Source organism: Micromonospora parva (assembly GCF_000718515.1).
GTDB classification, from domain to species: domain Bacteria; phylum Actinomycetota; class Actinomycetes; order Mycobacteriales; family Micromonosporaceae; genus Micromonospora; species Micromonospora parva.
Map to the genome: position 1 here is coordinate 109,283 of NZ_JNZS01000017.1, position 11,260 is coordinate 120,542.

Below are 11,260 nucleotides of genomic sequence, written 5' to 3' on the forward strand. Positions count from 1 at the left end.
CGGCTCCGGAGGTTCGTTCGTATGCCTGCATCGACACGACACCACAGAGCCCTCGCAGTGTTCGTGCACTGCCTCGGCATCCTCGCCGCCGTGCCGGCCCTGCCGGCGGCGGCTCCGGAGGCGGCGGCCGCGCCACGACCACCGGCGGCCACGCCACAACCGACGGCCAGCGCGCCACGACCGCCGGCGGCCACGCCAGGACCACCGGCTGGCGCGCCACGTCCCACGGACGTCCCGCCACCACCACCGGCGACGGTCGGCCCAGCGGTCACTCGGCCGCCGGTGGCGATGGCCGCCCGGGTGACCGAACCCACGCCGCCCTCGGCGCCACCGGCGATGGCACCACCCACCCGGGCGCCGGCGTCCGCGCCCCCGCAACCGGTCACGGTGGCGGTCGCGACGGAGAGCAGCCCGGCGCCGAGGTACCGGATCCAGGTGCGCAACGTGAGCGGCTCGACGCTGGACACCACTGTGCGTCAGGAGTTGCCGCCCGGCTCGACGACGACTGCGATCAGCGGCGGCGGCCGGTCCACCCCGGCCAACGGGTCGGCCACCGAGGTGACGTGGCGGCTGCGGCTGCCCGCGCACAGCACCACCACGTTGGGCACCGCGCTCGCGGCGACCGCACCGGGTCAGCCGCTGACCGCGCCGACCTGCGCGTTCACCAGTGACGGCAGCCGACCGTACGACTGCGCCACTGCCACCTGGCAGGCCGCGGCGGCACCGGCGGCCGAGGTGACCGAGGCACCGGCCTGGCGCCGCTACCCGGTACTCCTCGCCGGCCTGGCGGTTCTGCTGCTGGTCAGCGCCGCGGTGTTCTGGGTGTGGCGACGGCGGCGGCGCGGGCGGCGGGTGACGGCTGCCGCGCTCGCCACCGGCGGTGGAGCTGGGGATGGTCGCGGGACGATCTACCCGCGACCGGCAGCCCCGAGTCCGGTGCGGCGTCGGCGTACCCCGCCGGTCTGGATGTTGGTGGGCGCAGCGGTCGTGGTGCTGGCCGGCGTCGTCGGCACCGCGGGTTGGACGGCGACCCGGCAGGTCGCGGCGATCGACACCCAGAAGCAGCCGACCAGCGGCGCGTGGATGGGCACCGGGGTCACCGGGTCGCTGGGTGTGCCGCTGCGCGAGTCGGCGTTCGAGTTCACCGTGTACCGGATGACCTGCGGCGCTCCCGGCACCGCCGGGAAGGCCGACGGTGGCCCTCCCGCGCTGGTGAACGGCCGACGCTGCGAGGCGACAGTGGGTGTGCGCAACGTCACCGCCGACCACCAGCTGTGGCACAGCGAGCTGCAACGGGCGTACCTGCCGGGCGGGCGTTGGGTGAGCACCGACGAGTCGGCCACCCGGATGGCGAACCTGGGTCGGGACGTCTTCGCCAACCCGATGGCGGCGGGTACCCGGATGGTGCTGCCGCTGGTCTTCACCGTCGACGGGCGGGACCCGCCGGAGCAGCTGGAGCTGCGCAGCGGGGTGTTCTCCGCCGGGGTCCGGGTGCACATGCCCTGACCGGTGTTCCGGGCGGCGGTCGTACCCTGGGTGCGTGACCGCCGCCCTCGCCCGCACCGTGCTCGACGCGGCGCAGTGGCAGGCCCGCCGGCGGGCCTACGAGCAGCGGGTGGACGTCTGGCTGACCCCGCACCTGGCCCGGCGACGACGCGGTGAGCGGCATCCGGTGGCCGACTTCCTGTTCACCTACTACTCGCACCGCCCGGCCCAGCTGCGGCGCTGGCATCCGGGGCCCGGGGTCGAGTTGCGCGACGCCGACCCGGCGGAGTTCGGCCGCGACTACCGCGCCAGCACCGCCGGGGTCACCCTCGACACCGACGGGGTACGCGCGCGGCGCGGCGAGTCGATCACCTGGATCCGTTCCCTGTTGACGGCGACGCGTGGGCGGGCGCCGCACTTCGGCTGCTTCGGGATGCACGAGTGGGCGATGGTCTACCGGCAGACCCGGGAGGAGTTGCGGCACAACGCCTGGCCGCTGCGGTTGAGCGCGGAGCGCACCGCCGCGGTCGTCGAGGAGCGCGGGGTGCGGTGCAGCCACTTCGACGCGTTCCGGTTCTTCACACCGCCGGCCCGCCCGTTGAATGTGCTCTCCCCGACCCGGGAGACGCAGCACGCGCACGAGCAGCCGGGCTGCCTGCACGCCAACATGGATCTGTACAAGTGGGCGTACAAGTTGTCGCCGTTGGTGCCCTCGGAGTTGGTGGCCGACGCGTTCGACCTGGCTCGGGACATCCGCACGCTGGACATGCGGGCCAGCCCGTACGACCTGGCGGCGCTCGGCTACCCGCCGGTGCGGGTGGAGACCGCGGACGGTCGGGCGGAGTACGCGGCGGCGCAGCGCGCGTTCGCCGAGCGGGCCGCGGTGCTACGCGACCGGCTGCTCACCGCCGTCCCGGCCTGACCCGGCGTCGGCCCGCTCAGGTTGCCGGGCGGGTACGCAGGCCGTCGATGAGCAGCGCCACGACGGCTTCCATGTCGTCGTCGAGGCCGGGATCGTTCCAGTCGGCCCGGTGGGCTGGGTGGTGGAACCGGGCGGTGGCCTGCAACAGGGCCCGGCCGGCCACCGCCGGGTCGGGCACGGCGAATTCACCGGCGGTGACCCCGTCCGCGACGATCAGGCTGAGTTGACCGGCGAGGACCTCCAGGTGGGTGGCGACCGCGCCCTCGGAGAGGGTGGCGAGCTGGTGGAAGTTGTCGAACAGCTCGGGGTCCTCCCGCGCCATCCGGCGTTTGGTGCCGCTCAGCTCCGCCAGCCAGCGGCGCAGCCGTCGTGGGGCCGGGCCGGGCCCGGTGGCCACCTCGATCAGCGGGGTGGACACCCGGGCCAGCCACCGTTCGGCGACCGCGTCGCGCAGCGCCGCCTTGCTGGCGAAGTGCCGGTAGACGCTGCCGTGGCTCACGCCCAGCGCGCGGGCGACGTCCAGCACAGTGGCCTTGGCCGGCCCGTAGCGGCGCAGCACCTCCTCGGCGGTGTCGAGGATGCGGTCGGCCGTCAGGGCGGTGGCGTCGCTCATCGCTCAAGCCTTCCTGACGGCGCGACCGGCCGTGGCGCGACCCCCGGTCGGCGGACGCGCCACGGCCGGGTGGTCACGCCCGCTCGCTGTCCAGGTGGGCCATCTGCGCCTCGTCGTAGCGGGCGCCGGCGACCGCGTCGGCCGGGACGGCGGCCTCGATGGCGGCCAGGTCCGCCCCGGTGAGCGTGATCGCCGCGGCTCCCAGTGCCTCGGTGAGGCGGTCGCGGCGGCGGGCGCCGATCAGGGGCACGATGTTCTCGCCCCGGGCGAGCACCCAGGCGATGGCGATCTGCGCCACGGTGACGCCCCGGGTCTCGGCGATGGCGCGCAGCGCCTCCACCAGGGCCAGGTTGCGGCCGAGGTTGTCGCCGGAGAACCGGGGCAGGTGGCTGCGGAAGTCGGTGCCGGCGGTCTCCCGCTGGGCCGTCCAGTGGCCGCTGATGAGCCCGCGGGACAGCACCCCGTAGGCGGTGATCCCGACGCCGAGCTCGCGGGCCGTCGGCAGGATGTCGGTCTCCGGGTTGCGAGAGATCAGCGAGTATTCGATCTGCAGGTCGGTGATCGGGTGCACGGCGTGCGCCCGGCGCAGGGTTTCCGCGCTCACCTCGGACAGACCGATGTGGCGGATGTGGCCGGCCTTGACCAGCTCGGCGAGGGTGCCGACCACGTCCTCCACCGGGACGTCCGGGGAAAGCCGGGCTGGGCGGTAGATGTCCACGTGGTCGGTGCCGAGACGGCGCAGGGTGTACGCCAGGAAGTTCTTGATCGCGGCGGGGCGGACGTCGACGCCGTTCCAACCGCCCTCGATGTCGCGCAGAGCGCCGAACTTCACGCTGATCAGGGCGTTGTCGCGGTTGCGGCCGCGCAACGCGTCGCGCAGCAGCAGCTCGTTGTGCCCCATGCCGTAGAAGTCGCCGGTGTCCAGCAGGGTGATGCCGGCGTCCAGTGCGGCGTGGATGGTGGCGATGCTCTCGGCCTCGTCGGTGGCGCCGTAGAGGTCCGACATGCCCATCAGTCCGAGCCCGAGCGCGGAGACGGTGGGGCCGGTGGTGCCGAGGGTGCGGGTGTTCATGGGGTGTTCCTCTCACCTGGGTGAGGCGTTGAGCGTACACCTTTCGGATGACAGATTTCAGATTCTGTCACCCGAGATTCGCAGGAACCCCGACGACGGAGGACTTTTCTGATGGTTTGCTACTCGCCGTCTGTTCGGCGGTCACGCTTGCGCTGGGACTGGCGCTTCTTCTCGGCCAGCCGGCGCTCCTTCGCCCCACGGGACGGGCGGGTCGCTCGACGCGCCGGTGGTGGGGGTGCGGCGGCCTCCCGCAGCAGGGCGGTCATCCGTGCCCGGGCCGCCTCCCGGTTGGCCAGCTGGGCCCGGTGCTCGCTGGCGGCGATCGTCAGCACCCCGTCGACGAGGCGGTTGGCCAGCCGGGCCAGCGCCCGCGACCGCAGCCAGTCGGGCACGGTGGGCGAGTTGGCCAGGTCGTAGCTGAGCTCGACGCGGGAGTCAGCGGTGTTCACGCCCTGCCCGCCCGGCCCAGACGAGCGGGAGAACCGCTCCCGCAGCTCTGCGGCGGGGACGACCCACCGGTCGGTCACCCGCAGTCCGTCGTCCACGCCCCGAGGCTAACCCGCCACGGCCTGCCGGGGGCTATCGGTGCGGAGGCTCGCTCTGGGTCGGGGACTGGCTGGGCGCCGTCCCGGCGGTCTCCTCGTCGGAACCGACCGCCGCGTACGCCACCGCGCCGAAGAGCAGCAGCCCGATCACCGCCGCCTTCACGGCGACCCCACGGATCAGCGCCCAGGCGCCCCTGCGGGCGCCCGGCACCGATTTCTTGACGGTCTGGTAGTCGTTCCACCCGCGTCGTGCCCGGGCGTACGCCGACCCCACTGCACATCCGATGACCAGCCCCACCAGCAGGAGGACCGTGAGAAGAGGACGCTCCACCTCCGCCAGTATCCATACCGACCGTAATATTTCCATGGTCCGATGCCGTCGGGCCGGATATCTGACAGTGGCAGCCCCCGGCAGGGGCGTTCGGGCAGCTCAGCCACCCTTGCCGATGATCGTGTCCGCGGTCTGCTGCACCTGGTCGATCGGGATGGCGAAACCGATGCCGATCGAGCCGTTCCCGTCGATGGTGGCGATGGCGGTGTTCACCCCGACCACCTCACCACGGGCGTTGACCAGTGGCCCACCGGAGTTGCCCGGGTTGATGGACGCGTCGGTCTGCACCGCGCTGTGCCGGTTGTTGCCGAGGCGTACCTCGCGGTCCAGGGCGCTGACGATGCCAGCGGTGACCGTCCCCGCCAGCCCGAGCGGCGAACCCACCGCGAGCACCGGCTCACCGACCCGGGTCGCGCCCGGCTTGGCCAGGGGCAACGGGGTGAGACCGGCCGACGCTGGCACCTTCAGCACCGCCAGGTCACTGCGCGGCTCCCGCCCGACCACCTCGGCGGCGAACCGGCGCCCGTCGGGCAGCTCCACAGTCACCGGACCGCCACCACCCTTGGCCAGGATGTGGTCGTTGGTGATCAGGTGCTGCTGGTCGTCCACGGCGAAGCCGGAGCCGGTCGCGGACCCGCTGCTCGCGCCGCCGGCCAGCACCGACACCACCCCCGGCACGGTCCGCTCGGCCGCGGTGACCAGCTCGGCCGGCACCGGGGCGGCGGACGCGGCCGCCGGCCCACCAGCCCCGTCCCGGCTGGCCACCACGCCACCGGCGAGAGCACCGGAGACGGCCGAGACCGCCACCACGCCCAGCACGGCGAGCAGCCGCCCGGGCCGCCGTCCGCCCGGGTCGCGCTCGGGCGCGTCCCACCACCCGCGCCCGTCCGGGTCGAGTTCCGGCGAGATGAACCAGGGACCACGCGGTTCGCCCAGTCCGGTCTGCACTGCCATGCGTACTCCTCACTGACGACGTCGGTTGTGCACAGCGGTCAGGGCAGCCGGGAGAACCAGCGCATCGAGCCGGCGGCGGCACCCATCGCGAACACCAGTCCGAGGCCGATGAACCGGGCCGAGACGTCCTGCCGCTCGGTGCGGTAGCCGACCGAACTGCCGATGTCGTCGTAGACGGCTCGCAGCTCGTCGGAGGTGCTGGCCTCGTGGAACATCCCGCCGGTCTCCTCGGCGACCGCCTTGAGGGTCTGCCCGTCCACCGGCACCTGGATGGGTCGGCCACCCCGGTCGACGAACCCGGACGGTGTGCCGAACGAGATCGAGTGCACCGGCACCTCCGCCGTCACCGCCTCCGCCGCCGCCTCCATCGGGTCCATCCCGGAGGTGTTGGCGCCGTCGGAGAGCAGGATGATCCGGGCCGGTGGCGGCTCCTTCGCGGCTTCGTTGTCCAGGCTCTTGACCGCGCCGAGGGAGGTGTTGATGGCCTCGCCGATCGCGGTGCCCTGCACGCCGGTGATCCCCTCGGCGAGCCGGTCGATCCCCTCTTCGAGGGCGTCCCGGTCGGTGCCAGGTGGCACCAGCACGGCGGCGCTCCCGGCGAACGCGACGAGCCCCACGTTGAACTCGTCGGGCAGGCCCTTGACGAAGCGCCGGGCGGCCTCCTTCGCCGCGGCCAGCCGGTCCGGCTCGACGTCGGTGGCGAGCATCGACGTCGAGACGTCCACCGCCACCATCACCGTGGCCCGTTCCCGGGGCACCCGGACCTCGGCGGTCGGGCGGGCGAAGCCGACCACGAGCAGCGCCAGCATGGCCAGGAAGAGCCCGGCCGGTACGTGCCGACGCCACGCGGGCCGCTGCGGCGCCACCCGGTCCAGCAGCCGCAGGTTGGTGAAGCGGACCGCGTACCGGCTGCGTCGGCGCTGCATCACCAGGTACGCGACGACCAGGGCGAGCACGCCGAGCAGCAGCCAGAGTCGCAGCGGCGACTGCCAGATCACGCGGCACCTCCCCGCGGCTGGCCGGACGGCGCGGCGGCCAGCCGACGCTGGGCGTGCACGTGCCGGACGATGTCGGCGCTCCAGTCCCCGTCGGTGCGCAGCGGCAGGTGGGTGGCACCGCTGCGACGCACCGCCTGACGGACCTGTTCGCGCTGGGCGGCGGCGGCTTCGGCGTACCGCTCGCGCAGCCGGCGGTCCGACGTGGACACCTCGCGGTGCCGGCCGGTCTCCGGGTCGACGAGCGTGATCAGGCCGACGTCCGGCAGTTCCAGCTCCCGCGGGTCGGTTACCTCGATCGCCAGCACCTGGTGCCGGACGGCCAGCCGGCGCATGGTCCGCTCCCAGGGTGCCGCCTCGCCGGGATCGTCGGGCAGACCGTCGAGGAAGTCGGAGACCACCACCACCAGCCCGCGCCGGTTGGCGATCCGGTGCAGCGCGTCGATGCCGTCGGCCAGGTCGGGCGGTCGGGCCGTGGCGGCACGCCCCGGCCGGTCGGGGGGCGCGGTGACGCGGGGGGCGGCGAGCAACGCGCGGAGCAGCGCGAGCAGATGGGTACGACCGCTGCGGGCCGGAAACCGGCGTACCCCGTCGGCGCGCAGCACCTGGGCGCCGAGCCGGTTGCCGACGCCCGCGGTCAGGAAGCCGACCGCCGCGACGGCGGCCACCGCCAGTTCCCGTTTGTCCAGCTCGGCGGTGCCGAACTCCATGCTGGCGCTGCCGTCGACGAGCAGCCAGGTGGTCAGTTCCCGGTCGGCGTCGACCTGCCGGACGTGCGGCACAGCCGTGCGGGCCGTCACCGCCCAGTCCATCCGGCGGACCTCGTCCTCGCCCGGCCGGTACTCGCGACTGCCGGCGGGCTCACTGCCCGGACCGGGCAGCAGCCCGCGGTACTGACCGTGCAGCAGGCCGTTCAGCCGACGCGTGACGGTCAGTTCCAGCCGGCGCAGGCGCTGGTCGGGGGCCAGCTCGGCCAGGCCGGGGTCGGCGGGCGCGGCGACGGCGCGTCTCATGCCGCCGCCAGGTCCGGCGCCTGCTGCGGGTGCCCGCTGGCCAGCCGGGGCGGTGGCACCGCCTCGACGAGCCGTCGCACCACGCTTTCGGCCGACACCCCGTCGGCCACCGCGTCGAAGGAGAGCACCAGCCGGTGGGCGAGGACGTCGACGGCCAGCTCACGGATGTCCTCGGGCAGCACGTACTCCCGCCCCCGCAGCAGGGCCTGCGCACGGGCGGCCGCGACGAGGCCCAGGGTGGCTCGCGGACTGGCCCCGTACGCCAGCAGCGGGGCGATCTCCGGCAGCCCGAACCGGCCCGGGTCGCGGGTGGCGAGGATCAGCCGCACCACGTACTCGGCCAACGCGTGGTGGACGAAGACCCGCTCGGCGTGGGCCTGCAGGTCCCGCAGCCGTTGCGCGTCGAGCACCTGGCGCGGGCTCGGCCGGTCGGTGCTCATCCGGTAGAGGATGGCCAGCTCGTCGGCGTCGCTGGGGTAGTCGACCACCACCTTCATCAGGAACCGGTCGCGCTGCGCCTCGGGGAGCTGGTAGACCCCCTCGGACTCGATCGGGTTCTGGGTGGCCAGCACCAGGAACGGCTCCGGGACCGGCCAGCTGCGCCCGCCGATCGAGACCTGCCGTTCGGCCATCGCCTCCAGCAGCGCCGACTGGACCTTGGCGGGGGCCCGGTTGATCTCGTCGGCCAGCACCAGGTTGGCCATGATCGGGCCCAGCTCGATGTCGAAGGTTTCCTTGGACGCCCGGTAGATCCGGGTGCCCACGATGTCGGAGGGCACCAGGTCCGGGGTGAACTGGATCCGGGAGAAGGTGCCGCCGACCACTGTCGCGAGGGTCTGCGCGGCCAGTGTCTTGGCCACGCCGGGCACCCCCTCCAGGAGGCAGTGTCCGTTGGCGACCAGGGCGGTGAGCAGGCGTTCGACGAGGCGATCCTGCCCCACGATCACGCGTTTGACCTCGAAGAGGGTCTGTTCCAGCTCGATGCCGGTCGGCTCCGGATCGACCGGGCTGGGCATGCTGGCCAGGGTGTCCGAGATGTCCGTCACGGTGCTTGCTTCCCGGGGACACGGCCGGCAAACGTCGGATTGTGCGGGCCGGACCGGCCCGCAGTGGCCGGAATCGGGATGAGCCGCGCGGAAGGGTGACGACCATCGCGAGGCCGTCGAGGACGGCCTCAACCGGCCCGATCGGCGGCGGAGGCACCGAAGTCGGCAGGCGACCGGCCAGGGAGCGCCGATCGGCGCGAGCGAGGCCAAAGGACGCAGAGCCTCCAGCGCCCGGCCACGGAGAGTCCGACCGGCGAGCCGGTGAAGGACGCCTGCGTGATCCACTCGCGTTCCCGGAAATCGGGGTATCCCGGATCGGCGGACACGCCGACTTCAGGAAACCCGAGTCGATCAATGCCCGGACCGGCTGGCCGAGGCGCATCCGGCGAATCCGCTGAGCGGACAGGGTCCGGCCCCCGACGCCACAGGCGACGGGGGCCGGGTGCCGGTTCGGTCAGGGTGTGTGGGTGAGCAGGGTGAAGCCCAGGTCAGCCGGGGTCCCGGCCGAGTTGCGGGTCTGCACGAAGACCGCGTTGGGCGTGCTCAGCCGCGGAGCCACCGAGATCTCGCCAGCCGGCGGAATGCAGCAGGCGTCGGACCGCGAGATGGTGGCCAGGAAGGCACCGGCCGTGACGGTGTAGCCGAACTGCACCTCGTACTGGCCGGGGCCGTACTTGATGACGGTGCCGGTGCCGCGCGCCTTGGTGCCGTTGGAGTTGACGACGGTGAAGACGTTGGTGGCCACCAGCGTGCTGGCCGCACCCGCCTTCAGCGCGGCCTTGGCCTTGCGGGCCGACTCGGCGGTGACCGGCGGTTGGGCGTTGCTGCCGCGCGCCGCCGGCTGGACGGCCTCCTGCGGCGCCTTCGCCGACGGCTGGGCGATGGCGATGCCCCCGCCGGCCAGGCTGAGGCCCAGGACGGCGAACGTGACCGCCGCCAACTTACGTCGGAAGGATGTACTCATGACAGGTCCCCCTTGTGTGACCGTGCGAATTCGGCCGACCCGCGGGGCGGGACGGATGACTGCCCATAAATAGGAGTACGACGACTGCTGGGCGAGGGAAAGCCAACTCACTGGCACCCTGGTAGATTGATTTCTCGGCAATCTACATCCCATCTGAGCTGCGGATACTACTCAGAGTTGCGTCGTTTGAGCCAGATGGAACGTAGCACCGGAAAAAGCAGACAGTCAATAGTTGATCTCGCTTTTCCGAGGTGTCAACCAGCCGTCAGATAATTGTGAAATGTGAGAGCGTCATCATTCATGAAATGGTTTCTGACGCTCGGCTACGATCATCAGCGTGACCGTCGAGGCTGCACCCGCGCACCGGTTCACCCGGCTTCGCACGGTGCTCTGGTGGCTTGCCGTCGCACCCACAGCGCTCTGGGCGGCCGCCCGGCTGCTCGGCGTGGACCGGGGGCCGTTGGTGCAGGCGCTCGCCTTCACCCCGTACGTCGCGGGCGTCAGCGTGCTGGTCCTGGCCCTCGCGCTCGCCCTACGGCGCTGGTGGCCGGCGGCGCTCGCGGCAGTGGCGGCGGTGGCGCTGCTCGGCACCGTCGCACCGCGGGCGCTGGCCAGCCCGCAGCCGGCGGCGGCCGGGCCGACCGTGCGGCTGCTCACCGCCAACCTGCTCGCCGGCACCGGTGACGCGCGGACGCTCGTGGAGCTGGTCCGGCGACACCAGGTCGACGTGCTCACCGTGCAGGAGTTCACCCCGGACGCGCAGGCCGCCCTGGACCAGCTCGGCCTCGACACGCTGCTGCCGCACCGGCAGCTCAACCCGGAGATCGGCACCGCCGGGTCGGGGCTCTACTCGCGGTGGCCGATCAGCGACGTCGGCGTCCGGCGCAACCTCGAAGGTTGGGGCTTCAGCCAGGCGTACGCGACGGTGTCCGTCCCCGGTGGGCCCCCGGTCCGCGTCGAGTCCGCCCACCCGTCGGCGCCGTACGCCCTGGACCAGGTGGGCGCCTGGCGGGCCGACCTGACCGCCCAACCACCGGCCACTCCGGACGGCGGCCTGCGGATCCTCGCCGGGGATTTCAACGCCACCCTCGACCACAGCCCACTGCGGGCCCTGCTGCGCACCGGTTACGTCGACGCCGCCGACGCCACCGGACAGGGCCTGACCGGCACCTGGGGCCCGTACGACGGCGACCTCATCCCACCCGTCGCCATCGACCACATCCTGGTCGACCACCGGATAGCGGTCCGCTCGGTGCGGGTGCTCGCCCTACCCGGCAGCGACCACCGCCCCGTCCAAGCCACCCTCACCCTCCCCACCCC

Annotated in this window: 12 protein-coding genes; 3 read left to right on the top strand and 9 right to left on the bottom strand. The window is 73.1% G+C overall.

All coding sequences use genetic code 11. The features are described 5' to 3' along the window. Nucleotides 1–21: 21 nt before the first annotated feature. Nucleotides 22–1,506 carry a hypothetical protein gene (locus IF22_RS0123105; protein WP_156057816.1) on the top strand — a complete coding sequence of 495 codons (1,485 nt, stop codon included), beginning with the start codon at nt 22–24 and terminating at the stop codon, nt 1,504–1,506. A gap of 34 nt (nt 1,507–1,540) precedes the next feature. Then, on the top strand, nt 1,541–2,407 hold the full coding sequence (locus IF22_RS0123110) for a hypothetical protein (RefSeq protein WP_030335342.1): 867 nt from the start codon (nt 1,541–1,543) through the stop codon (nt 2,405–2,407). Nucleotides 2,408–2,423: 16 nt separating this feature from the next. Here IF22_RS0123110 and IF22_RS0123115 read toward each other — a convergent pair whose 3' ends face one another. The 9 genes from IF22_RS0123115 to IF22_RS0123155 all read right to left on the bottom strand — a co-directional run bounded on the left by IF22_RS0123115 (nt 2,424) and on the right by IF22_RS0123155 (nt 9,940). Then, nucleotides 2,424–3,020, bottom strand: coding sequence for a TetR/AcrR family transcriptional regulator (locus tag IF22_RS0123115; RefSeq protein WP_030335344.1), 597 nt, complete (start codon nt 3,018–3,020; stop codon nt 2,424–2,426). Between the two features lie 73 nt (nt 3,021–3,093). Continuing rightward, nucleotides 3,094–4,092 (bottom strand): aldo/keto reductase, encoded by a 999-nt coding sequence (locus IF22_RS0123120; protein ID WP_030335346.1) that lies wholly within the window; start codon nt 4,090–4,092, stop codon nt 3,094–3,096. Nucleotides 4,093–4,211: 119 nt separating this feature from the next. Then, nucleotides 4,212–4,637, bottom strand: a complete 426-nt coding sequence (arfB, locus tag IF22_RS0123125) for an alternative ribosome rescue aminoacyl-tRNA hydrolase ArfB (protein ID WP_030335348.1) — start codon at nt 4,635–4,637, stop codon at nt 4,212–4,214. A gap of 34 nt (nt 4,638–4,671) precedes the next feature. Then, nucleotides 4,672–4,968 carry a hypothetical protein gene (locus IF22_RS0123130; protein ID WP_030335350.1) on the bottom strand — a complete coding sequence of 99 codons (297 nt, stop codon included), beginning with the start codon at nt 4,966–4,968 and terminating at the stop codon, nt 4,672–4,674. Nucleotides 4,969–5,067: 99 nt separating this feature from the next. Beyond that, nucleotides 5,068–5,922, bottom strand: a complete 855-nt coding sequence (locus IF22_RS0123135) for a S1C family serine protease (protein WP_030335352.1) — start codon at nt 5,920–5,922, stop codon at nt 5,068–5,070. Between the two features lie 38 nt (nt 5,923–5,960). Further along, the gene (locus IF22_RS0123140; RefSeq protein WP_030335353.1) at nt 5,961–6,920 is read right to left on the bottom strand and encodes a VWA domain-containing protein; all 960 of its coding nucleotides are present in this window, start codon (nt 6,918–6,920) and stop codon (nt 5,961–5,963) included. Further along, nucleotides 6,917–7,930, bottom strand: a complete 1,014-nt coding sequence (locus IF22_RS0123145; protein WP_030335355.1) for a DUF58 domain-containing protein — start codon at nt 7,928–7,930, stop codon at nt 6,917–6,919. Before IF22_RS0123145 ends, IF22_RS0123140 begins: the two co-directional genes overlap by 4 nt. Beyond that, a complete protein-coding gene (locus tag IF22_RS0123150; RefSeq protein ID WP_030335357.1) occupies nt 7,927–8,976 on the bottom strand; it encodes an AAA family ATPase in 1,050 nt (349 codons plus the stop codon). Before IF22_RS0123150 ends, IF22_RS0123145 begins: the two co-directional genes overlap by 4 nt. Before the next feature lie 454 nt (nt 8,977–9,430). Beyond that, the gene (locus IF22_RS0123155) at nt 9,431–9,940 is read right to left on the bottom strand and encodes a hypothetical protein (RefSeq protein WP_030335359.1); all 510 of its coding nucleotides are present in this window, start codon (nt 9,938–9,940) and stop codon (nt 9,431–9,433) included. Between the two features lie 385 nt (nt 9,941–10,325). Between IF22_RS0123155 and IF22_RS0123160 the strand changes: the two genes are divergently transcribed. Next, nucleotides 10,326–11,260: endonuclease/exonuclease/phosphatase family protein (locus tag IF22_RS0123160; RefSeq protein ID WP_030335360.1), on the top strand; the 935-nt coding region annotated here is incomplete at its 3' end.

Bases quoted from the DNA above. Each gene is read 5' to 3' on its own strand.
- IF22_RS0123155 (WP_030335359.1), bottom strand. From the start codon at position 9,940: ATGAGTACATCCTTCCGACGTAAGTTGGCGGCGGTCACGTTCGCCGTC.
- IF22_RS0123120 (WP_030335346.1), bottom strand. From the start codon at position 4,092: ATGAACACCCGCACCCTCGGCACCACCGGCCCCACCGTCTCCGCGCTC.
- IF22_RS0123145 (WP_030335355.1), bottom strand. From the start codon at position 7,930: ATGAGACGCGCCGTCGCCGCGCCCGCCGACCCCGGCCTGGCCGAGCTG.
- IF22_RS0123135 (WP_030335352.1), bottom strand. From the start codon at position 5,922: ATGGCAGTGCAGACCGGACTGGGCGAACCGCGTGGTCCCTGGTTCATC.
- IF22_RS0123105 (WP_156057816.1), top strand. From the start codon at position 22: ATGCCTGCATCGACACGACACCACAGAGCCCTCGCAGTGTTCGTGCAC.
- IF22_RS0123115 (WP_030335344.1), bottom strand. From the start codon at position 3,020: ATGAGCGACGCCACCGCCCTGACGGCCGACCGCATCCTCGACACCGCC.